The organism is Pseudomonas sp. NFXW11 (assembly GCF_049887815.1).
Lineage (GTDB): Bacteria > Pseudomonadota > Gammaproteobacteria > Pseudomonadales > Pseudomonadaceae > Aquipseudomonas.
The window spans coordinates 338,639-359,711 of the sequence record NZ_JAGEKI010000002.1 but is presented as its reverse complement, the minus strand read 5'-3'; the positions used below and the strand labels follow the sequence as shown (position 1 = coordinate 359,711).

General features: G+C 62.8%; 20 protein-coding genes and 1 riboswitch. Of the genes, 10 read left to right on the top strand and 10 right to left on the bottom strand.

Annotated features, from left to right (window positions below):
• Positions 1 to 94: 94 nt before the first annotated feature.
• A complete protein-coding gene (locus J4P02_RS04945) occupies positions 95 to 766 on the top strand; it encodes a polysaccharide lyase family 7 protein (RefSeq protein ID WP_426188352.1) in 672 nt (223 codons plus the stop codon).
• 156 nt (positions 767 to 922) lie between these two features.
• On the opposite strand, the gene fba is transcribed toward J4P02_RS04945, so the two are convergent.
• From fba to tkt, 6 genes are all read right to left on the bottom strand, one after another.
• Positions 923 to 1,987 (bottom strand): class II fructose-bisphosphate aldolase, encoded by a 1,065-nt coding sequence (fba, locus tag J4P02_RS04940; RefSeq protein WP_003229012.1) that lies wholly within the window; start codon positions 1,985 to 1,987, stop codon positions 923 to 925.
• Positions 1,988 to 2,199: 212 nt separating this feature from the next.
• Entirely contained in the window at positions 2,200 to 2,529 is a 330-nt protein-coding gene (locus J4P02_RS04935) for an MliC family protein (RefSeq protein WP_426188349.1), read from the bottom strand.
• A gap of 59 nt (positions 2,530 to 2,588) precedes the next feature.
• A complete protein-coding gene (locus J4P02_RS04930; protein ID WP_426188347.1) occupies positions 2,589 to 2,810 on the bottom strand; it encodes a hypothetical protein in 222 nt (73 codons plus the stop codon).
• Between the two features lie 32 nt (positions 2,811 to 2,842).
• A complete protein-coding gene (locus tag J4P02_RS04925; protein ID WP_426188345.1) occupies positions 2,843 to 4,006 on the bottom strand; it encodes a phosphoglycerate kinase in 1,164 nt (387 codons plus the stop codon).
• Positions 4,007 to 4,023: 17 nt separating this feature from the next.
• A complete protein-coding gene (gene epd / locus J4P02_RS04920) occupies positions 4,024 to 5,103 on the bottom strand; it encodes an erythrose-4-phosphate dehydrogenase (protein WP_426188343.1) in 1,080 nt (359 codons plus the stop codon).
• A 153-nt stretch (positions 5,104 to 5,256) separates the two neighbouring features.
• Entirely contained in the window at positions 5,257 to 7,254 is a 1,998-nt protein-coding gene (tkt, locus tag J4P02_RS04915; protein WP_426188341.1) for a transketolase, read from the bottom strand.
• 261 nt (positions 7,255 to 7,515) lie between these two features.
• On the opposite strand from tkt, the gene J4P02_RS04910 reads away from it, so the two are divergent.
• The 4 genes from J4P02_RS04910 to J4P02_RS04895 all read left to right on the top strand — a co-directional run bounded on the left by J4P02_RS04910 (position 7,516) and on the right by J4P02_RS04895 (position 12,117).
• On the top strand, positions 7,516 to 8,511 hold the full coding sequence (locus tag J4P02_RS04910) for an ArsR/SmtB family transcription factor (RefSeq protein ID WP_426188339.1): 996 nt from the start codon (positions 7,516 to 7,518) through the stop codon (positions 8,509 to 8,511).
• Between the two features lie 18 nt (positions 8,512 to 8,529).
• Positions 8,530 to 9,720 (top strand): methionine adenosyltransferase, encoded by a 1,191-nt coding sequence (metK, locus tag J4P02_RS04905; protein WP_426188337.1) that lies wholly within the window; start codon positions 8,530 to 8,532, stop codon positions 9,718 to 9,720.
• 212 nt (positions 9,721 to 9,932) lie between these two features.
• Positions 9,933 to 11,600 carry an NAD-dependent DNA ligase LigB gene (ligB, locus tag J4P02_RS04900; RefSeq protein ID WP_426188335.1) on the top strand — a complete coding sequence of 556 codons (1,668 nt, stop codon included), beginning with the start codon at positions 9,933 to 9,935 and terminating at the stop codon, positions 11,598 to 11,600.
• A gap of 121 nt (positions 11,601 to 11,721) precedes the next feature.
• Positions 11,722 to 12,117 carry a DUF1090 domain-containing protein gene (locus J4P02_RS04895; protein WP_426188333.1) on the top strand — a complete coding sequence of 132 codons (396 nt, stop codon included), beginning with the start codon at positions 11,722 to 11,724 and terminating at the stop codon, positions 12,115 to 12,117.
• Between the two features lie 57 nt (positions 12,118 to 12,174).
• On the opposite strand, the gene J4P02_RS04890 is transcribed toward J4P02_RS04895, so the two are convergent.
• Complete coding sequence (locus J4P02_RS04890; RefSeq protein ID WP_426188331.1) at positions 12,175 to 12,624, bottom strand: c-type cytochrome; 450 nt, start codon at positions 12,622 to 12,624, stop codon at positions 12,175 to 12,177.
• A 132-nt stretch (positions 12,625 to 12,756) separates the two neighbouring features.
• Between J4P02_RS04890 and mltA the strand changes: the two genes are divergently transcribed.
• Positions 12,757 to 13,932 carry a murein transglycosylase A gene (gene mltA / locus J4P02_RS04885; protein ID WP_426188329.1) on the top strand — a complete coding sequence of 392 codons (1,176 nt, stop codon included), beginning with the start codon at positions 12,757 to 12,759 and terminating at the stop codon, positions 13,930 to 13,932.
• Between the two features lie 50 nt (positions 13,933 to 13,982).
• Here mltA and J4P02_RS04880 read toward each other — a convergent pair whose 3' ends face one another.
• Both J4P02_RS04880 and J4P02_RS04875 read right to left on the bottom strand, forming a co-directional pair.
• Positions 13,983 to 14,366 (bottom strand): MAPEG family protein, encoded by a 384-nt coding sequence (locus J4P02_RS04880; RefSeq protein ID WP_426188327.1) that lies wholly within the window; start codon positions 14,364 to 14,366, stop codon positions 13,983 to 13,985.
• Between the two features lie 36 nt (positions 14,367 to 14,402).
• Positions 14,403 to 15,236, bottom strand: coding sequence for an EamA family transporter (locus J4P02_RS04875; protein WP_426188325.1), 834 nt, complete (start codon positions 15,234 to 15,236; stop codon positions 14,403 to 14,405).
• 315 nt (positions 15,237 to 15,551) lie between these two features.
• On the opposite strand from J4P02_RS04875, the gene J4P02_RS04870 reads away from it, so the two are divergent.
• Entirely contained in the window at positions 15,552 to 16,811 is a 1,260-nt protein-coding gene (locus J4P02_RS04870; protein WP_426188323.1) for a cation:proton antiporter, read from the top strand.
• A gap of 48 nt (positions 16,812 to 16,859) precedes the next feature.
• Here the strand turns inward: J4P02_RS04870 and J4P02_RS04865 are convergent, their stop codons facing one another.
• Entirely contained in the window at positions 16,860 to 17,255 is a 396-nt protein-coding gene (locus J4P02_RS04865; RefSeq protein WP_426188321.1) for an acyl-CoA thioesterase, read from the bottom strand.
• Positions 17,256 to 17,460: 205 nt separating this feature from the next.
• A riboswitch (S-adenosyl-L-homocysteine riboswitch) is annotated at positions 17,461 to 17,567 on the top strand.
• Between the two features lie 21 nt (positions 17,568 to 17,588).
• Between J4P02_RS04865 and ahcY the strand changes: the two genes are divergently transcribed.
• From ahcY to J4P02_RS04850, 3 genes are all read left to right on the top strand, one after another.
• Complete coding sequence (gene ahcY, locus J4P02_RS04860; RefSeq protein WP_426188319.1) at positions 17,589 to 18,998, top strand: adenosylhomocysteinase; 1,410 nt, start codon at positions 17,589 to 17,591, stop codon at positions 18,996 to 18,998.
• Positions 18,999 to 19,185: 187 nt separating this feature from the next.
• A complete protein-coding gene (metF, locus tag J4P02_RS04855) occupies positions 19,186 to 20,031 on the top strand; it encodes a methylenetetrahydrofolate reductase [NAD(P)H] (RefSeq protein ID WP_426188317.1) in 846 nt (281 codons plus the stop codon).
• A gap of 118 nt (positions 20,032 to 20,149) precedes the next feature.
• A complete protein-coding gene (locus J4P02_RS04850; RefSeq protein ID WP_426188315.1) occupies positions 20,150 to 20,965 on the top strand; it encodes a substrate-binding periplasmic protein in 816 nt (271 codons plus the stop codon).
• Positions 20,966 to 21,073: the final 108 nt, after the last annotated feature.

Below are 21,073 nucleotides of genomic sequence, written 5' to 3'. Positions count from 1 at the left end.
TTGCCAGAAATCCGTCCCGCACTATAAAAAGCCCTGAGAAGCGCAGGCTAAAGCCCCTGCGACCAGCAAACCCGACCCTTGCGGAACCTTCAGCATGATTGACCTGGCAACCTGGAACCTCAGCGTTCCCGTCGGCAACCCGCCGACCACCATCGACACCCCGACCTTGATCAAGGGTTACAAGAACCAGTATTTCCACGCCGACAGCGGCACGCTGTTCTTCTGGTCACCGGTAACCGGCTCGAAAACCGAGAACGCCATCTACCCGCGTACCGAACTGCGGGAAACCTACGCCAACGGCACCTTGCGCAACTGGACCTACCCCGAGGCCGACAACCTGCTGCGCGCCACCCTGGCAGTGAACCAAGTACCGTCGACGGGCAAGATCGTCATCGGCCAGATCCATGCCTACAACAGCAACAAGCCTTTGCTGAAACTGGAGTACCAGTACAAGACCAGCAAGGGCAGCGGCAATATCGTGGCCAAGGTGCGCCTGCGCCCGGACGACGAGGAAGGCCGAGTCATCACCATTGCCCAGAACGTGCCGCTGGACCGCGAGTTCTCCTACCTGATCCACCTGAGCCCGGCCGGCGCCCTGGGCATCAGTGCTGCGGGCGCGCAATGGGACACCCGACTGGGCGCCGCCTGGCGCGACAAGCCACTGTATTTCAAGGCCGGGGTCTACCTTCAAGACAACACCGGCTACACCAGCGAGGGCGGCAAGGTGAGCTTCAGCAAGCTGGATATCGACCACAACAAAAGCTGACAACCCCGCAGCCGCCTGCGCCTCTGTAGGAGCCGGCTTGCCGGCGAAGAGGTCCCAGAGCCTTGCACCCGCCCGCAAGCCAGCGCGTGCCTAGACAGGAATGCCAGGCACAAAAAAACCCGCATCGCTGCGGGTCTTTTCGTGCAACGCCTGGGCTTAGTTGACCTTGGCGTTCAGCTCACCCTTGAGGTAGCGCTGGAACATGGCTTCCAGGGAGATCGGCTTGATCTTCGAGGCGTTGCCGGCGGTGCCGAAAGCTTCGTAACGGGCAATGCACACGTCGCGCATGGCGGTCACGGTGGCGCCGAAGAATTTGCGCGGGTCGAACTCGCTCGGGTTGGTGGCCATCAGGCGACGCATGGCACCGGTGGACGCCAGGCGCAGGTCGGTGTCGATATTGACCTTGCGCACGCCGTACTTGATGCCTTCGACGATTTCCTCAACTGGCACGCCGTAGGTTTCCTTGATGTCGCCACCGTACTGGTTGATGATCGCCAGCCACTCCTGCGGCACCGAGGAGGAACCGTGCATCACCAGGTGAGTGTTGGGGATGCGCTTGTGGATTTCCTTGATGCGGTCGATCGCCAGCACGTCGCCGGTAGGCGGCTTGGTGAACTTGTAGGCACCGTGGCTGGTACCGATGGCGATGGCCAGGGCGTCGACCTGGGTCTTCTTGACGAAGTCCGCGGCCTCTTCCGGGTCGGTCAGCATCTGGCTGTGGTCCAGCACGCCTTCGGCGCCGATGCCGTCTTCTTCACCGGCCATGCCGGTTTCCAGGGAACCCAGGCAGCCCAGCTCGCCTTCCACGGAAACGCCACAGGCATGAGCCATGGCCACGGTTTGCTGGGTAACGCGCACGTTGTATTCGTAGTCGGTCGGGGTCTTGCCGTCTTCGCCCAGGGAACCGTCCATCATCACCGAGGAGAAGCCCAGCTGGATCGAACGCTGGCACACGTCGGGGCTGGTGCCGTGGTCCTGGTGCATGCACACCGGGATATGCGGGAATTCTTCGATGGCGGCCAGGATCAGGTGACGCAGGAAAGGTGCACCGGCGTATTTGCGCGCACCGGCGGAGGCCTGGACGATCACCGGGGAGTCAGTCTTGTCAGCGGCTTCCATGATGGCGCGCATCTGCTCAAGGTTGTTGACGTTGAAGGCTGGAACGCCGTAGCCGAATTCGGCTGCGTGGTCCAGCATCTGGCGCATGCTGATGAGTGCCATTGTGTGTGTCTCTCCCGGACGAGGGTCGTTAATCGTGCAAGCCTGCCGGAGCGGCGGCTGCTATTCAAGTGATTGCAGATCGGGGGTAAACCCGCTCTGTTCTATACCGTTAAAACCAAATCTCTACAGCCTTGTAGGCGCCGGCTTGCCGGCGAAAGGGGCCCTTGAGCCTTGCACAGGTCTCGACGCCGCCTTTGCTGGCAAGCCAGCTCCTACTTGGCCTTGCAACCGCGGCCGATCAAGTCATTGGTGGCGACCCAGTACACCAGGCCTTCCTCACCCTTGACGTGAAACGCCAGCATGTCATCGCTGTACAGCGTGCCCGAACCGCTCGGTTCGAGTTGCAGGCGGCGTACCTGATCATCGCCCGCCAGACGCACGTCGACCGCCTTGCGGCTGTCGTCGCTGTAACGCCAGAGCACCTGTGCCTGGCTGTCGCAGACCCAGGTGGTCCACTGCTCGGGAGCGGGCGACTTGAGCAGGTTGAGGTTGGCGCAGCCACCCAGCAAACCCAGCATCGCCACGGCGATCAAAGCTTTCATCGATGTTCCTCGGCTGGCGGCCCACGGCCCCAGCGCCTCGCGTTATCCGATCAGACCCGTCAAGGGCAACCCTGTTCCCTGGCCTTTGACGGCGTCTCGTACTTCTCCAGGCCCTCGGGGCCCAGGCGCTTGTTGATCACCGGCGCAGTCTCGGCTTGCCAGTCGGCCTGGTAACAGCCTTTCTCCGGCTCGCCGCCTTGCTCCGCAGGCTGGACCTGCGGGGCGCTGGAGCACCCCGCAAGCCAGGCCACGGCAATCAACAGGGGCAACATCTTGACCATCAGAACACTCCTTTGCCCGGCCAAGCCGCGCTTCAGGCCTTGGCCCGGGCTTCCAGGACTTCGACCGCGGGCAATACCTTGCCTTCGACGAATTCGAGGAAGGCGCCGCCGCCGGTAGAAATGTAGGAGATCTGCTGGGCCACGCCATATTTGTCGATGGCCGCCAGGGTGTCACCACCGCCGGCAATGGAGAACGCGGCGCTGTCGGCGATGGCCTGGGCCAGCACCTGGGTGCCGTTGCCGAACTGGTCGAATTCGAACACGCCCACCGGACCGTTCCAGAGGATGGTCTTGGAAGACTTCAGCAACTCGGCAAACTGCGCCGCGGTTTGCGGGCCGATGTCGAGGATCATGTCGTCAGCGGCCACGTCGGCGATCAGCTTGACGGTAGCTGCAGCGCTCTCGGCGAATTCCTTGGCCACCACCACGTCCACCGGCAGCGGCACGCTGACCTTGGCGGCGATGGCGCGAGCGGTGTCCAGCAGGTCCGGCTCGTACAGCGACTTGCCCACCGGATGGCCGGCAGCGGCGAGGAAGGTGTTGGCGATGCCGCCACCGACGATCAGCTGGTCGCAGATCTGGCTCAGGCTGTTGAGTACATCCAGCTTGGTCGAGACCTTGGAACCGGCAACGATGGCGGCCATCGGCTTGGCCGGGTTGCCCAGGGCCTTGCCCAGGGCATCCAGCTCGGCAGCCAGCAGAGGACCGGCAGCGGCCACCTTGGCGAACTTGGCCACGCCATGGGTCGAGCCCTCGGCGCGATGCGCGGTGCCGAAGGCGTCCATCACGAACACATCGCACAGGGCGGCGTATTGCTGGGCCAGTTCGTCGGCGTTCTTTTTCTCGCCCTTGTTGAAGCGCACGTTCTCGAACAGCACGATATCGCCGGCCTTGACCTCGACCCCACCCAGGTAGTCGGCCACCAGCGGCACTTCACGGCCCAGGGCACGACTCAGGTAGTCGGCCACCGGCTTGAGGCTGTTCTCGGCGGAAAACTCGCCTTCGGTCGGGCGGCCCAGGTGCGAGCAGACCATCACGGCCGCACCCTTTTCCAGGGCCAGCTTGATGGTCGGCAGCGAAGCCAGGATACGCGCGTCGCTGGTGACCACACCGTCCTTGACGGGGACGTTGAGGTCTTCGCGGATCAGCACGCGTTTACCTTGCAGATCGAGGTCGGTCATCTTCAACACGGTCATGGGTCGCAATTCCTGGGTTACTGTTGTTCAGAAACAGAGAGTTTAGAGTCGGTACGCGGGGCGGCGGCCTGCAGGTAGTGCCCGGCCACGTCCAGCATCCGGTTGGCAAAGCCCCATTCGTTGTCGAACCAGGCCAGGATGTTCACCAGCCGAGGGCCGGAGACGCGGGTCTGACTGGCATCGACGATCGCCGAATGGGGATCATGATTGAAATCACAGCTGGCGTGGGGCAGCTCGGTGTACGCCAGCAGGCCCTTGAGCGGACCGCTGGTGGCGGCCTCGCGCAGGATCCGGTTGACCTCGGTGGCATCGGTATCACTCACGGTTTGCAGAGTGATATCGAGGCACGACACATTCACCGTCGGTACCCGCACTGCTTTGGCCTGAATCCGCCCGGCAAGTTCCGGCAACAAGCGCTCGATGCCCCGCGCCAGACCAGTGGACACCGGGATCACCGACTGGAAGGCCGAACGGGTACGCCGCAGGTCTTCGTGGTGATAGGCGTCGATCACCGGCTGGTCGTTCATCGCCGAGTGAATGGTGGTGATCGATACGTATTCCAGGCCGATGGCCTGATCCAGCAGGCGCAACAGCGGCACACCGCAGTTGGTGGTGCAGGAGGCGTTGGACACCAGCAGCTCGGCACCGCTCAGGCAATCCTGGTTCACCCCGTAGACGATGGTGGCGTCGACATCCGCCTCGCTGGCCATCGGCTGGGAGAACAGCACCCGCGGCGCGCCGGCGTCGAGAAAACGCTGGCCGTCTTCACGGGTGTGGTAGGCACCGGAGCACTCCAGCACCAGATCGACATCCAGAGATGCCCAATCGATGCCTTCGGGGGTGGCACTGCGCAGGACCTTCACGCAGTTGCCATTGATATGCAGACAATCGCCGTCGACCTTCACCTCGCCGGGAAAGCGCCCGTGGGTGGAGTCGAAGCGTGTCAGGTATTCGATGCTGGCCATATCGGCCAGATCGTTGATGGCGACAATCTCGAACCCGGCCGCGGCCCCTCGCTCGAACAGAGCACGCAAGACGCAACGACCAATCCGGCCGTAGCCGTTGAGTGCAACTTTATAGGGACGCGGTTGAGGCATGGGGTTCTCGATGACCGGTAATGAAACCGTCAGCTTGGTGCTGCCTGCGCCATTGTCATCGCGAGCAAGCTCGCTCCCACAAGGACGGTAGATATCCCTGTAGGAGCGAGCTTGCTCGCGATTGCGTCAGTGCAGACAACCCGGCTTGCGGATTTAGTCTTCCAGCAGCTCTTCGGCCTGGCCCAGGATGTTCTCCAGGGTGAAGCCGAATTCTTCGAACAGCGCCGGCGCAGGCGCCGATTCGCCGTAGGTGGTCATGCCGATCACCCGGCCTTCCAGGCCCACGTACTTGAACCAGAAGTCGGCGTGAGCCGCTTCGATGGCGATCCGCGCGCCAACCTGCAGCGGCAGTACCGACTGCTTGTAGCCCGCATCCTGGGCATCGAACACGCTGGTGCACGGCATGGAAACCACACGTACCTTGCGGCCCTGCTCGGTCAGCTTGTCGAAGGCCTGAACCGCCAGGCCCACTTCCGAACCGGTGGCGATCAGGATCAGCTCAGGCTCGCCTGCGCAGTCTTTCAACACGTAGCCACCGCGGCTGATGTCGGCGATCTGGCCGGCGTCGCGGGTTTGGTGCTGCAGGTTCTGGCGGGAGAAGATCAGCGCCGACGGGCCGTCCTTGCGCTCCAGGGCGTGCTTCCAGGACACCGCCGATTCCACGGCGTCGGCTGGACGCCAGGTGTCGAGGTTCGGCGTGGTGCGCAGGCTGGTGAGCTGCTCGATCGGCTGGTGAGTCGGGCCGTCTTCGCCCAGGCCGATGGAGTCGTGGGTGTAGACATGGATCACCCGCTGCTTCATCAGCGCCGACATGCGCACTGCGTTGCGCGCGTATTCCATGAACATCAGGAAGGTCGCGCCGTAAGGCACCAGGCCGCCGTGCAGGGCCACGCCGTTCATGATTGCGGTCATGCCGAACTCGCGCACGCCGTAGTACATGTAGTTGCCGCTGGCGTCTTCAGCGCTGACGCCCTTGCAACCTTTCCACAGGGTCAGATTGGAACCGGCCAGGTCCGCCGAACCGCCGAGGAACTCGGGCAGCAGCGGGCCGAAGGCGTTCAGGGTGTTCTGGCTGGCCTTGCGGCTGGCGATGGTTTCACCCTTGGCCGCCACTTCAGCGATGTAGGCGTTGGCTTTCTCGGCGAAGTCCGCCGGCAGGTCACCGGCCAGGCGCCGCACCAGTTCGTTGGCTTCGGTCGGGAAGGCTGCGGAGTAGGCTGCGAAACGCTGGTCCCATTCGGCTTCCACCGCGCGACCGGCTTCCTTGGCGTCCCACTCGGCATAGATATCGGCCGGGATCTCGAACGGGCCGTGATTCCACTTCAGGGCGGCGCGGGTCAGGGCGATTTCCTCGGCGCCCAGTGGCGCGCCGTGGCAGTCTTCCTTGCCCTGCTTGTTCGGCGAACCGAAGCCGATGGTGGTCTTGCAGCAGATCAGGGTCGGCAGCGGGCTCTTGCGCGCGGTGTCGATGGCGGTCTTGATCTCTTCCGGATCGTGACCGTCGACATTGCGAATCACCTGCCAGTTGTAGGCTTCGAAACGCTTTGGCGTGTCGTCGGTGAACCAGCCTTCGACTTCGCCATCGATGGAGATGCCGTTGTCATCGTAGAAGGCAATCAGCTTGCCCAGGCCCAGGGTGCCGGCCAGGGAAGCCACTTCGTGGGAAATGCCTTCCATCATGCAGCCATCACCCAGGAACACATAGGTGTGGTGATCGACGATGTTGTGGCCAGGACGGTTGAACTGCGCCGCCATGACCTTCTCCGCCAGGGCGAAGCCCACGGCATTGGCCAGGCCCTGACCCAATGGGCCGGTGGTGGTTTCCACGCCTGCGGTGTAACCGAACTCCGGGTGGCCCGGGGTACGGCTGTGCAGTTGGCGGAAGTTCTTCAGGTCGTCGATCGACAGATCGTAGCCGGTCAGGTGCAGCAGCGAGTAGATCAGCATCGAGCCGTGACCATTGGACAGCACGAAGCGGTCACGGTCGGCGAAGGATGGATTGCTCGGGCTGTGCTTCAGGTAGTCACGCCAAAGTACTTCGGCGATATCCGCCATACCCATGGGGGCACCGGGATGGCCGCTGTTGGCTTTTTGCACGGCATCCATGCTGAGGGCACGAATGGCGTTGGCACGCTCACGACGGCTTGGCATCGCTGATCTCCTGGGGATTCAAATAGAACGAAACGGAAAAAAGGCCTGCATTTTCCCTCAGGCGCCAGGCGGGGGCAATCACAGATAGTCACTCAGGCACGTTTTTCCCACGGATGGCCGCGCAATCGCCTGAAGAACCGCGCTTGCCGTTCGTTGTTCAAGCAAGCGCAGGCTCTGGCCAAGGCCCCGCGCCGACCAATATCAAAACTTTTTGATATTGGCCTTGCAGGTTCAGGGGGGCACCTCTAGACTGCTGCCCCTATGAATATGCGCGCACCCTCCATCGCCCCTGATGATTGCGACGAACTGGCCGCCCTGTGCAAGGCCAGTGGCGATCCGCTGCGGCTGAATGTATTGCGCGTGCTGAGCAACGATTCGTTTGGCGTGCTGGAACTGGCGCAGATCTTCGCCATCGGCCAATCGGGCATGAGCCATCACCTGAAGGTCCTGGCCCAGGCCGGCCTGGTGGCGACCCGCCGTGAGGGCAACGCGATTTTCTATCGCCGCGCCCTGCCCCATGGCGAACGCCTGGGCGGCAAGCTGCATGCAGCGCTGCTGGATGAAGTCGATCAACTGCAGTTGCCCGGCGAGGCCCTGGCCCGTATTGGCCTGGTGCACCGCCAGCGAGCTGCGGCCAGCCAGGATTTCTTTGCCCGGGTGGCGGAAAAATTCCGCGCCCAGCAGGACCTGATCGCAGGACTGCCGCAATACCGTGACAGTGTTCTGGCATTGCTGGACAAACTGAGTTTCAAGCCAATGGCCACGGCCATTGAAGTCGGGCCTGGCGACGGCGGATTTCTCCCCGACCTGGCCCAGCGCTTTACCCAGGTCACGGCCCTGGACAACAGCCCGGCGATGCTCGAACTGGCACGCCAGCTGTGTGAACGAGAAACACTGGCTAACGTCAGCCTGCAACTGGCCGATGCATTGAATGGCGTGCAACTGAAGGCCGACTGCGTGGTGTTGAACATGGTCCTGCACCATTTCGCCGCGCCGGCCGAAGCCCTCAAGCTGATGGCGCAATTGCTGCAGCCAGGCGGCAGCCTGTTGGTAACAGACTTGTGCAGCCACGACCAGAGTTGGGCCAAAGAGGCTTGCGGCGATCTCTGGCTAGGGTTCGAACAAGATGATCTGGCCCATTGGGCCACCGCTGCGGGACTGCTTCCCGGGGAAAGCCTCTATATAGGCTTACGTAATGGTTTCCAGATCCAGGTCCGCCATTTTCAGCGACCGGCTGGCGACACTCACCATCGGTAAATTTAGGAAACCTTCGAGATGAGCGAATACTCCCTTTTCACCTCCGAGTCCGTGTCCGAAGGGCATCCGGATAAAATCGCCGACCAGATCTCCGACGCGGTACTGGACGCCATCATTGCCCAGGACAAGCACGCCCGCGTAGCGGTCGAGACCCTGGTCAAGACCGGCGTGGCCATCGTTGCCGGTGAAGTCACCACCAGCGCCTGGGTCGACCTGGAGCAGATCGTTCGCGATGTGATCAGCGACATCGGCTACACCAGCTCCGACGTCGGCTTCGACGGCGCCACCTGCGGCGTGATGAACATCATTGGCAAGCAGTCCCCCGACATCAACCAGGGTGTGGACCGCGCCAAGCCTGAAGATCAGGGCGCCGGCGACCAGGGCCTGATGTTCGGCTACGCCAGCAACGAAACCGCGGAGCTGATGCCAGCCCCTATCGCGTTCTCCCACCAGCTGGTGCATCGCCAGGCCGAAGCCCGCAAATCCGGCCTGCTGCCATGGCTGCGTCCGGACGCCAAGTCCCAGGTCACCTGCCGCTATGAAAACGGCATCGTGGTCGGCATCGACGCAGTTGTGCTGTCGACCCAGCACAACCCTGAAGTCTCCTACAACGACCTGCGCGAAGGCGTGATGGAACTGATCGTCAAGCACGTGCTGCCAGCCGAGCTGCTGCACAAGGACACCCAGTTCCACATCAACCCAACCGGCCAGTTCATCATCGGTGGCCCGGTGGGCGACTGCGGCCTGACCGGCCGCAAGATCATCGTCGACAGCTACGGCGGCATGGCCCGTCACGGCGGTGGCGCGTTCTCCGGCAAGGATCCATCCAAGGTCGACCGTTCGGCTGCCTACGCCGGCCGCTACGTGGCCAAGAACATCGTGGCCGCCGGCCTGGCCCAGCGCTGCGAGATCCAAGTGTCCTACGCCATCGGCGTGGCCCAGCCAACGTCGATCTCGCTGAACACCTTCGGCACCGGCAAGATCAGCGATGACAAGATCATCAAGCTGGTCCGCGAGATCTTCGACCTGCGCCCATACGCCATCACCAAGATGCTCGACCTGCTGCACCCGATGTACCAGGAAACTGCAGCCTACGGTCACTTCGGCCGCACGCCGCAGACCAAGACCGTGGGTGAAGACACTTTCAGCACCTTCACCTGGGAAAAAACCGACCGCGCCGAAGCCCTGCGCGCCGCTGCCGGCCTGTAAGTTTCAGCTGGCAACCCCAAGCCCCGCCCGGTACGCCCGGCGGGGCTTTTTTGTCGCTGAAGATTTCCCCAAACGCCCCGCAACCCACGACAAACGGCATACCGACGGCGCTGTTGTGCCTCGACGAAACAACCCGCAACCACCTGCGCCGAATACTTCCCCGCAAGCCCCTACCCTTAGCAGCATCACTACTCAGGGCAAGGACGCTCCCCATGCTGCCAAGACTCCTGCTTTTTCTCTGCCTGGCGCAGCCTGCCTGGGCCACGTGCCCGAGCTGGACGGCCGAGCGCGCCAGCCTGGAAATCGGCGCCCTGCAGCAACAGCTGCAACAGTGGGATAACCGCTACCACCGCCACGGCCAGTCGCCGGTGGCCGACGAGCTCTACGATCAGTCCCGACAACGCCTGCTCAGCCTGCAAGGCTGTTTCCCGCAGATTCCCCGGGCAGCCGCACAGCCGCTACTCAGTGCCCGTGGCGAGATTCCACACCCCATCGCCCACACTGGCGTGGAGAAACTCCCCGACGCCAGCGCCGTGCAGCTCTGGCTAAAACACCGCAGGGAAGTCTGGGTACAACCCAAGGTCGACGGCGTGGCGGTGACCCTGATCTACCGCCAGGGCCGCCTGCACCAGGCCCTGAGCCGGGGTGACGGCCAGCTCGGGCATGACTGGAGCCAAGCGGCGCAACGGATCGCGGCCATCCCCAAGCAGTTGCCCCAACCCCTTGACCTGCTCCTGCAAGGCGAGCTCTACCAGCGCCTGGAGCAACACGTTCAGGCCCACGCCGGTAGCCGCAATGCCCGCAGCCGGGTGGCCGGCTGGCTGGCGCGCAAACAGCTGGCCGCTGCGGACGCGGCGCAGATCGGCCTGTTCGTCTGGGACTGGCCCCAGGGCCCCGCCACGCTCGAGCAGCGCCTGGAACAGTTGGCGGCCCTGGGTTTTGCCGAAGGCCGCGAGTACAGCCGCGCCATCGCCGGGTTCAACCAGGCACGACAGTGGCGGGAGCACTGGTATCGCTCGCCCCTGCCCTTCGCCAGCGACGGCATCATCCTGCGCCAGAGCCGGCGCCCGGCCGCCGAACGCTGGCAGGCCAAGGCCCCGCACTGGATCGCTGCCTGGAAATACCCTTATGCCCAGGCCCTGGCCAATGTCCGCCGGGTCGACTTCCGCATCGGCCGCACCGGACGCATCAGCCCCTTGCTGGAGATCGACCCGGTGCCCCTCGATGACCGGCAGATCCGCCGCGTCAGCGTTGGTTCATTACAGCGCTGGCAGGCCCTGGACATAGTGCCGGGGGATCAGGTAGCCATCAGCCTGGCCGGGCTGACCATCCCGCGCCTGGACCAGGTAGTGCTCAGGAGCCAGCAGCGCCAGACCATCCAGGCCCCGGCCCAGGAAGACTTCCACACCTTGAGCTGCTGGCAGCCGACAGCGGGCTGCGAAAGCCAGTTTCTCGCGCGCCTGACCTGGCTCAGCGGCAAACAGGGCCTGGACCTGCAGAATGTCGGTAGCCGAACCTGGGCCAGGCTGATTGAAACAGGCCGAATCAAAGGCCTGCTGGATTGGCTGACCCTGGACCGGGCAGAGCTTGCTAACATTGCCGGCTTCGGCGAACGCAGCAGCGCTCGCCTGCTCGACAGCCTGCAACGCGCCAGGGCCCAGCCCTTTTCACGCTGGCTGAAATCCCTGGGCCTGCCACCCAGTGGCTCGGCCGACCTGAGCGGGCCATGGCAGGAACTGGCGCTCAGAAGTAGCCAGGACTGGCAGCGCGAAGCGGGCGTCGGCGCGGAACGAGCGGCACAGTTGCAGGCGTTTTTTCGTGATCCACAGGTACTGGCCTTGCGCGCCAGCCTGAATGCGGCCGGTATCGAAGGTTTTTAGTCGTCACCCTGGGTGCAGGTTGAACCACCCGGGCGGGAATGGGCTCCAACAGCCCACTCCCCGTGTCATTGCCAGTGTTTTCAATGGTTATTTTTTGATCTTTCTTCACCTGGAGCCATCCATGAAACTTTTTCCATCCCTGGTCGCCCTGACCCTGTGCAGCCTGATCAGCACGCCCCTGCTGGCCACCGAACAAGCCCCGCAACTGACCGGCTGCGCCGCCAAGCGCCAGGCCATCATGGAGCAGATCGAACAGGCCAAGGCCCATGGCAACAGCGATCAACAGGCCGGCCTGGAGCGCGCCCTGAGCGAGGTCACCAGCCACTGCACCGACGCCTCGCTGAGAAAGGAGCGGGAGAACAAGGTGCTGGACGCCAAGCATGAAGTGAGCCGACGCCAGGCCGACCTGGAAAAGGCCATGAAGAAGGGCGATTCGGAGAAGATCAACAAGCGCAAAGACAAGCTCGCCGAGTCCCGCAAGGAACTGCAGCAAGCCCTGGACGAACTGGATAAATAAGCATCCCTGCTGTTACCGCGGCGCCTGTTCGGCAGAAGGATCTCGGCAGAACCGCGGTCAGTGATTACGGAATTCCTTGTGACAGGCACTGCACACATCCTCGACCTTCTGCACCGCCGGCCCCAGGTTGCTGGCCTTGTAGGGCTGAACCTGGCTGATGGCGGCCAGTTCGCCCGTGGCGGCCTCAAGGTTGCGCGCCAGTTCCTGGAACCGTGCCTGCCGGCGCCAGACATCGTCGGTGGCGCTGGTCTGGTCTTGTTCCTTGACCTCGGGGAAATGCTTCCAGGGCTCATGGGACAGGCTGTCGAGCTTCACTGCACCCTCGGCAAAACGTGCGCCATCGAAAGGAATCCGCCCACGCAACATGCCCCCCAGGTCTTCGCCGGTCTTGAGCATCTGTTTGAAGATCGCCTTGCGCTGGCCCAGGGGAGAATTGGGATCGACACCGCCACAGGCGGAAAGCGTCAGGCAGGCCAGCAGTACAACGGAAAGTCTTTTTAGCGTCATGGTGGCTTCAGGTCAGGTCACGGAAACGGCGGCCAGTATCCTCGCCTCCCCGGCAAACACCAATAGCCCTATTGTTAATAAGGTCTGCCCAGGGGCCTCGAAACCCTGGATAGACCTTCAAGGAACCACCCCATGAACCCGAACTTTCCCCGCTGGCGCCGCCATCTGATATGGGCCTTGCCGACCCTGGCGCTGCTGGCCGGCTGCAACGGTGGCGACAGCGGCAAACCGTCGCAGACCCACGCCCTGGCCACCTACAACAGCGCCACCTGGGAGTCGCTGCCCAGTGTGGCCGACAACGACCTGCTGGCCGGTTTCGGCTCCTGGCGCAGTGCCTGTACCCGGCTCAAGGCCGACCCGGTATGGGGCAGCACCTGCGCCGCCGCAGCCAATGTGGCGCAAACCCCGAGCGCCATCCGCGGCTTTCTCCAGGAGCACCTGCAGGTCTACGGCCTGCGCTCAGGCAGCGGCAGCAGCAGCGGCCTGATCACCGGTTACTACGAGCCGGTATACCCCGGCAGCCTGACCCAGACCCGCACCGCCAATGTGCCGGTGTATGGAGTGCCGGAGGACATGATCATCGTCGCTCTGGACAGCATCTATCCCGAACTCAAGGGCAAGCGCCTGCGGGGCCGTCTCGAGGGTCGGGTGCTCAAGCCCTATGACGACGCCGCCACCATCGAGAACAAGGGCGTCAAGGCGCCGGTGCTGGCCTGGCTCACCGACCCGATGGACCTGCAGTTCCTGCAGATCCAGGGCTCGGGCAGGATCCAGCTGGACGATGGCCGCCAGTTGCGCATCGGCTATGCCGACCAGAATGGCCACCCCTATCGCCCTATCGGCCGCTGGCTGGTGGAACAGGGCGAGCTGCAGAAGGAAGAGGTGACCATGGGCACCATCGCCGCCTGGGCCAAGGCACACCCGACGCGAATTCCCGAGCTGCTGGGCAGCAACCCGAGCTATGTGTTCTTCAACCGCAATCCAGACAGCAACGAAGGCCCGCGGGGGTCGTTGAACGTGCCGCTGACTTCCGGCTACAGCGTCGCGGTGGATCGCAAGGTGATTCCCCTGGGCAGCCTGCTGTGGCTGTCCACCACCCGCCCGGACGGCAGCGCCCTGGTGCGCCCGGTGGCGGCCCAGGATACCGGCGGCGCGATTACCGGCGAGGTGCGGGCCGACCTGTTCTGGGGCACGGGTGACGCCGCCGGGCAATTGGCCGGCGACATGAAGCAGTCGGGGCAGATCTGGATGCTCTGGCCCAAGGGCGCAGCGCTGCCCACGGTACCCCAGGTTGCCGACACGCCATGATTGCACCTGCAGGAACCGGCTTGTCGGCAAGCCGGTTCCGGCAACGGCACTCACATTGAAACGAAGAAGAAGCTGGCGATCAGCCCCATGCCGACGAACCACACCAGGGAGCGCAGCACTCCCCAGTTGGCCAGGTAGCAGATCATGTACAGCAGGCGACTGGTGATGAACAGCACCGCCAGCACGTTGATGGTCACCAGCTCGGCATTACCGGCCACATGGGCAATGATCACCGCCGCGGCAAATGCCGGGGTCACTTCGAAACCGTTGAGCTGAGCGTTATGCGCGCGTTTGGGCAGCCCCTCCAGGGTGTTCAGGAACGCCCGTGGATCATGATTGTGGCGCAGCCCGTATTTGCCGGCGCCCTTGGCAATAGCGGTACACAGGTACGGCAGGACAATTGCGATCAACACACACCAGAAAGCGACAGTCATGGAGCAATTCCTTTTTTAGAGTTTTTAGGGGGGTCTTCAGAACTTCATCACCAACATGCCAATCAGCACCAAGCCACACGCCAAGAGCCGTGGTCGGCCGAAAGGTTCCTTGAGGTAGCGCATGCCGAACAGCACCACCAGAATCACACTGATCTCGCGCAAGGCCGCCGCCTCGGCGATCGAGCCCAGCTGCATGGCCCAAAGCACCAGAGCGTAGCTGAACAACACACAGAACCCGACGCTCAGGCCCAGGCGCCATTGCTCGCGCCAGAACAGGGCGAAGGCCGGGCGCTTCCACAGCAGCGCCACCAGGGGAAAGGGCCAGGCGCTGAGCAGCGTGACCCAGGTCAGGTAGTCCAGCGGGTGCCCCCAGCGGCGCAGTGCCTGACCGTCGATATAGGTGTAGCAACCTATGCACAGGCCGATCAGCAGCACCACCGGCACCATGCTCCAGGGCAGGCGCGCGCCGCCACCGCCCTGCCACAGCAGGCACAGCATGCCGAAGGGAATCAGCAGGATGCCGAAGACCTGCTGGTTGCTCAGGTGCTCGCCGGCAAACAACAGGGTCAGGGCCAGCACCACCAGCGGCGACAAGCCGCGCATCAGCGGATACACCAGCCCCAGGTCACCCACCCGATAGGCCTGGATCAGTAAATAGCGATACAGCAGCTCGAAGGCGGCCGAGGCGATGATCCAGGGCCAGATCTCCAGGGGCGGCCATTGCAGGAAAAACAGCATGATCGCCACGAACAGCAACGCCACGCTGTCCATGCAGGCCACCACTAGCAGCCGCTCACCGCTGAACTTGATCAGGGTGTTCCACGCCGCATGCAACAGCGCCGCCACCAGAACCAGAGTTGTCGCCAGCACTCCACACTCCCTGTCTGCCTGAAGAGAATCGATTCACCCAGCACCTTCGACTGCCTATACTCGCGTCAGCCGCAGCGCGGGATCCTCGCACGCCACCGGCCCCGCTTGCACGGGCTTACAACACTTTTGGCAGCGACACCGGCGAATTCGTCAGCATGGACCTGCCGCCCAGACTTTTTGTCCCGCGCCTGCAACGTTGTGCCACTACTGCGGTCAATCAAACCCGCTGCCACAACTGCAAGCCCCGGGTATCAGCCGTGCCCTGGTCGCTTGCCGCTGGCAACTTTCTTCCTGCAATCATCCAAAGGAGTCCGGATGCTTGAGCTTGTCGCTGCCTTTATCTGCCTGACCACCCTGCTCACCTACGTCAATTTCCGCTTTATCGGCCTGCCGCCGACCATTGGCGTGATGGTCACCGCCCTGCTGTTTTCCCTGCTGCTGCAAGGCCTGAGCTTCCTGGGCTTTCCCGGGCTTGAAGAACATGTCGAGGAACTGATCGGCAAGATCGACTTCGGCGACCTGCTGATGAACTGGATGCTGTCGTTCCTGCTGTTTGCCGGCGCCCTGCACGTCAACCTCAACGACCTGCGCAGCTACCGCTGGCCCATTGGCTTGCTGGCCACGGTCGGTGTGCTGATCGCCACTTTCGTCATTGGCAGCCTGGCCTACTGGATCTTCGGCCTGTTCGGCTGGCAGGTGAGCTTCCTCTACTGCCTGCTGTTCGGCGCGCTGATTTCCCCCACCGACCCGATCGCCGTGCTGGGTGTGCTGCGCACCGCCAACGCCTCCAAACCGCTGAAAACCACCATTGTCGGCGAGTCGCTGTTCAATGACGGCACCGCGGTGGTGGTGTTTACCGTACTGCTGGGCATCGCCCAGCTGGGCGAAACCCCCACCGTCAGCGCCACCGCCTGGCTGTTTGTGCATGAAGCCATTGGCGGCGTGCTGTTCGGAGCGCTGATCGGCTACCTGGTGTACCTGATGATCAAGAGCATCGAGCAGCACCAGATCGAGGTGATGCTGACCCTGGCCCTGGTGATTGGCGGTTCGGCAATGGCCAGCGAGATTCACGTCTCGGCGCCGATCGCCATGGTGGTGGCCGGCCTGATCATCGGCAACCTGGGGCGCAACCTGGCGATGAACGACATGACCCGGCGCTACCTGGACGGTTTCTGGGAACTGCTGGACGACATGCTCAACGCCCTGCTGTTCGCGCTGATCGGCCTGGAACTGTTGCTGCTGCCCTTCAACTGGCTGCACCTGGCGGCGGCCAGCCTGCTGGCCGTGGCCATCATCGCCTCGCGCCTGCTCACCGTGGCCCCGGCGATCCTGCTGCTGCGGCGCTGGCGCAGCGTGCCCCGGGGCACCATCCGCGTGCTGACCTGGGGCGGCTTGCGCGGCGGGGTCTCGGTTGCCCTGGCCCTGGCCTTGCCCCTGGGCCCGGAGCGGGACCTGGTGCTGAGCATCACCTACATCGTGGTGCTGTCGTCGATCCTGTTGCAGGGTCTGAGCATCGGCAAGCTGGTACGACATGTCACCAACGATGCCCCGGCAGCCAAGGCCGAGGCCCACTGACCAGCCATCGTTCCAACAGGGGGCCGGGCAACCGGCCCCTTCCTGGCCTCAGGCCTCGTCCTTGAACTGATCCTTCACGTACTTGATTTCGGTACGCCCATGGGGCGCCGGCAAGCCATCCTCGCCGAGGTTGACGAAGACCATCTTCTCCACCGTGAGGATGGACTTGCGGGTGATCTTGTTGCGCACTTCGCACATCAGGGTGATGGACGTACGACCGAACTCGGTGGCGGTGATACCCAGCTCGATGATGTCGCCCTGGCGCGAGGCGCTGACAAAGTTGATCTCCGAAATGTACTTGGTGACCACGCGCTGGTTGCCCAGCTGGACAATGGCGTAGATCGCCGCTTCCTCGTCGATCCAGCGCAACAGGCTGCCGCCGAACAGCGTGCCATTGGGGTTGAGGTCTTCGGGTTTGACCCATTTGCGGGTGTGGAAATTCATTTGCACTCCTGACCGTCCTGCCATTTGATGGCCGGCATAATGGCAGACCGAATGATCATGCTCTATGCAACATCGACTATGGTCGCGATTAACATTAACGATCTTCATCCAGGCAACAGAAACACTTTTGGAAGTCTGGCTCAGGCGGCTATAATCGCCACCGTTTCAAAACGGTCATCTGCACTTGATACCGTTTTCCCGCCACCTGTCCGAGGGGCGCTGCAGCAGGCATGACCTGTCAGGCTCGGATGGGGCGTTGTCGGTACGGGGTTCCCTGTACGGACACTAAACGCACAACGGCGCCCATTCGCACACTACGAATGGAGGCTCTTCATGAGCGCTGTAAACACGCCTGCAGATTTTACCGATTACAAAGTCGCCGATATGTCCCTGGCTGCCTGGGGCCGCCGCGAAACCATCATCGCCGAATCGGAAATGCCGGCCCTGATGGGTCTGCGTCGCAAGTACGCCGGTGAGCAGCCACTCAAGGGCGCGAAAATCCTCGGCTGCATCCACATGACCATCCAGACCGCCGTGCTGATCGAAACCCTGGTTGCCCTGGGTGCCGAAGTGCGCTGGTCGTCCTGCAACATCTTCTCCACCCAGGACCAGGCCGCTGCCTCCATCGCCGCTGCCGGCATCCCGGTATTCGCCTGGAAAGGCGAGACCGAGCAGGAGTACGAGTGGTGCCTGGAGCAGACCATCCTCAAGGACGGCCAGCCTTGGGACGCCAACATGATCCTCGACGACGGCGGCGACCTGACCGAACTGCTGCACAAGAAATACCCACAGGTGCTGGACCGCGTTCACGGCGTGACCGAAGAAACCACCACCGGTGTGCACCGCCTGCAGGACATGCTGGCCAAGGGCGAGCTGAAGATCCCGGCCATCAACGTCAACGACTCGGTGACCAAGAGCAAGAACGACAACAAGTACGGCTGCCGTCACAGCCTGAACGATGCCATCAAGCGCGGCACCGACCACCTGCTGTCTGGCAAGCAAGCGCTGGTGATCGGCTACGGTGACGTGGGCAAGGGTTCGGCCCAGTCCCTGCGTCAGGAAGGCATGATCGTCAAGGTGTCCGAAGTCGACCCGATCTGCGCCATGCAAGCCTGCATGGACGGTTTCGAACTGGTTTCGCCATTCATCGACGGTATCAACGATGGCACCGAAGCCAGCATCGACAAGGCCCTGCTGGGCAAGGTCGACCTGATCGTGACCACCACCGGCAACGTCAATGTTTGCGACGCAAACATGCTCAAGGCCCTGAAAAAGCGCGCCGTGGTCTGCAACATCGGTCACTTCGACAATGAAATCGACACCGCTTTCATGCGCAAGCACTGGGCCTGGGAAGAAGTGAAGCCGCAGGTGCACAAGATCCACCGCACTGGCCATGGCGATTTCGACCCACAGAACGACGACTACCTGATCCTGCTGGCCGAAGGCCGTCTGGTGAACCTGGGCAACGCCACTGGTCACCCAAGCCGCATCATGGATGGCTCGTTCGCCAACCAGGTTCTGGCGCAGATCTTCCTGTTCGAACAGAAGTACGCCGACCTGTCGCCCGCTCAGAAAGCCGAGCGCCTGACCGTTGAAGTACTGCCCAAGAAGCTCGACGAAGAAGTGGCCCTGGAAATGGTCCGCGGTTTCGGTGGCGTGGTCACTCAACTGACCAAGCAGCAGGCCGACTACATCGGCGTGACCGTCGCTGGCCCGTTCAAGCCTGACACCTACCGTTACTAAGAGCAGCTGCAAGCGACAAATCATGAGCGGCAAGCGCAGAGCCAAAAGCCCTGCTTGCCGCAACTGGCCCGGCGCTTGTCCTAATCGCTATAACAGTTTCAGGCAGCAGGCTGCAGGCACAAGGCAAGCGCACCTCCGCTTCCTCTTGGCGCTTGCCGCTTGCCGCTTGTAGCTGGAGGTTTCCTCCATGTCCCAAGACCGTCGTTACAGCTTCGAGTTCTTTCCTACCAAGACCGATGCTGGGCATGAAAAACTGCTCGCCACTGCTCGTCAGCTGGCCGACTACAACCCCGATTTCTTCTCTTGCACCTATGGTGCCGGCGGCTCGACCCGTGATCGCACGGTCAATACCGTGCTGCAACTGGAGAGCGAAGTAAAAGTCCCTGCGGCACCGCACTTGTCCTGTGTCGGCGACAGCAAGGACGACCTGCGTGGCCTGCTCCAGCAATACCAGGCAGCCGGCATCAAGCGTATCGTCGCCCTGCGCGGCGACCTGCCTTCGGGCATGGGCATGGCCAGCGGCGAACTGCGCCACGCCAATGACCTGGTGAGCTTCATCCGTGAAGAAACCGGCAGCCATTTCCATATCGAAGTGGCCGCCTACCCGGAAATGCACCCGCAAGCGCGCAATTTCGAAGACGATCTACGCCACTTCGTCAACAAGGCCAATGCCGGCGCCGACAGCGCCATCACCCAGTACTTCTTCAATGCCGACAGCTACTTCTACTTCGTCGAGCGCGTGCAGAAGATGGGTGTGAGCATTCCTGTAGTGCCGGGCATCATGCCGATCACCAACTACAGCAAGCTGGCACGTTTCTCCGACGCCTGCGGCGCCGAAATTCCACGCTGGATCCGCAAGCAGTTGGAGGCCTACGGTGACGACAGCGCCAGCATCCAGGCCTTCGGCGAGCAGGTCATCAGCGAAATGTGCGAACGCCTGCTGCAGGGCGGCGCACCAGGGTTGCACTTCTATACCCTGAACCAGGCCGAACCGAGCCTGGCAATCTGGAACAACCTGAAGCTGCCGCGCTAACCCGCCAGGCTCCAGCAGGCCCCGCCAGTCGGGGCCTTTTTTATTTGCCCAAGCCTTGAGCTAGAGCGGCAGGCGCTACCCCTAGCATTTGCCTGTTGTCTCGTCGTAATCTCCAGCAATGTCCGTCATCGCCCAGTTGCTGACAGCTCTCCTCTGCACTTGCCTGAGCCTCGCCGCCCATGGCGAGAAGCTGCGTATTGTCACCGAACCCTGGGCTCCCTACGTCTACGAAGAACATGGCAAGGCCCAAGGCCTGGACTACGAAACCACCGCCATTGTCTTCCAGCGCCTGGGCATCGAGGTGGAATGGCAGTTCCTGCCCTGGAAACGCTGCCTGGCGATGCTCGATACCGGCCAGGCCGACGGCGCCCTGGACATCTTCCACAGCGACCAGCGCGAAAGCACCCTGCTCTACCCCAGCGAACCGCTCTCAGTGGTGGAGTTCGTGATGTTCTATGCCAACCAGCGCCCCCACCCGTTCAAGCGCCTGGAAGAGCTCAAGGGCCTGACCATCGGCACCTCGCCCGGCTACCTGTACAGCGACGACTTCAGCCATTCGACCCTGTTCAACCGCGAGCCGGCACCCACCCACGAGGCCAACTTCGGCAAGCTGCTGCTGGGAAGGATTGACCTGCTGATCACCGACAAACGGGTGGGCCAGCACCTGCTGGACAGCCTCGGGGTACGCGAGCAGATCAGCCAGAACCCAACAGTCATCAGCCGCCAGAGCCAGTACCTGGCGGTACGCCGCAACGCCGGCATGGACCTGCTAGTGCAGCGCTTCGGCGCCGAACTCAAGCGTTTCAAGCGCGAACCGGCCTATGCCGAACTCAGCGCCAAGTACGGCGCGGAACCTTTTATCCCGGCCCTGCGTTCGTCCTCGACCCGGGAATCGGAAAAAACCGTTGAGCAGCAGGAAAGCAGCGCACACTGAATGCTCTGTTATACTCCGGCCTCCCGCCAGGCTCACGCCCGGATGCCGGACCCTGTTCAAGACCTCTCCACCACGCTACGGCGCAGCCAAGCAGCCCGCGCGAGCCAG

What these genes read in the sequence shown, in the direction of transcription:
- J4P02_RS04895 (WP_426188333.1), top strand. Translation starts at nt 11,722, where the DNA reads ATGAAACTTTTTCCATCCCTGGTCGCCCTGACCCTGTGCAGCCTGATC.
- J4P02_RS04850 (WP_426188315.1), top strand. Translation starts at nt 20,150, where the DNA reads ATGTCCGTCATCGCCCAGTTGCTGACAGCTCTCCTCTGCACTTGCCTG.
- J4P02_RS04925 (WP_426188345.1), bottom strand. Translation starts at nt 4,006, where the DNA reads ATGACCGTGTTGAAGATGACCGACCTCGATCTGCAAGGTAAACGCGTG.
- epd (WP_426188343.1), bottom strand. Translation starts at nt 5,103, where the DNA reads ATGCCTCAACCGCGTCCCTATAAAGTTGCACTCAACGGCTACGGCCGG.
- ahcY (WP_426188319.1), top strand. Translation starts at nt 17,589, where the DNA reads ATGAGCGCTGTAAACACGCCTGCAGATTTTACCGATTACAAAGTCGCC.
- J4P02_RS04930 (WP_426188347.1), bottom strand. Translation starts at nt 2,810, where the DNA reads ATGGTCAAGATGTTGCCCCTGTTGATTGCCGTGGCCTGGCTTGCGGGG.
- fba (WP_003229012.1), bottom strand. Translation starts at nt 1,987, where the DNA reads ATGGCACTCATCAGCATGCGCCAGATGCTGGACCACGCAGCCGAATTC.
- metF (WP_426188317.1), top strand. Translation starts at nt 19,186, where the DNA reads ATGTCCCAAGACCGTCGTTACAGCTTCGAGTTCTTTCCTACCAAGACC.
- metK (WP_426188337.1), top strand. Translation starts at nt 8,530, where the DNA reads ATGAGCGAATACTCCCTTTTCACCTCCGAGTCCGTGTCCGAAGGGCAT.
- J4P02_RS04870 (WP_426188323.1), top strand. Translation starts at nt 15,552, where the DNA reads ATGCTTGAGCTTGTCGCTGCCTTTATCTGCCTGACCACCCTGCTCACC.
- J4P02_RS04890 (WP_426188331.1), bottom strand. Translation starts at nt 12,624, where the DNA reads ATGACGCTAAAAAGACTTTCCGTTGTACTGCTGGCCTGCCTGACGCTT.
- J4P02_RS04945 (WP_426188352.1), top strand. Translation starts at nt 95, where the DNA reads ATGATTGACCTGGCAACCTGGAACCTCAGCGTTCCCGTCGGCAACCCG.
- mltA (WP_426188329.1), top strand. Translation starts at nt 12,757, where the DNA reads ATGAACCCGAACTTTCCCCGCTGGCGCCGCCATCTGATATGGGCCTTG.
- J4P02_RS04935 (WP_426188349.1), bottom strand. Translation starts at nt 2,529, where the DNA reads ATGAAAGCTTTGATCGCCGTGGCGATGCTGGGTTTGCTGGGTGGCTGC.
- tkt (WP_426188341.1), bottom strand. Translation starts at nt 7,254, where the DNA reads ATGCCAAGCCGTCGTGAGCGTGCCAACGCCATTCGTGCCCTCAGCATG.
- J4P02_RS04910 (WP_426188339.1), top strand. Translation starts at nt 7,516, where the DNA reads ATGAATATGCGCGCACCCTCCATCGCCCCTGATGATTGCGACGAACTG.
- J4P02_RS04865 (WP_426188321.1), bottom strand. Translation starts at nt 17,255, where the DNA reads ATGAATTTCCACACCCGCAAATGGGTCAAACCCGAAGACCTCAACCCC.
- ligB (WP_426188335.1), top strand. Translation starts at nt 9,933, where the DNA reads ATGCTGCCAAGACTCCTGCTTTTTCTCTGCCTGGCGCAGCCTGCCTGG.
- J4P02_RS04880 (WP_426188327.1), bottom strand. Translation starts at nt 14,366, where the DNA reads ATGACTGTCGCTTTCTGGTGTGTGTTGATCGCAATTGTCCTGCCGTAC.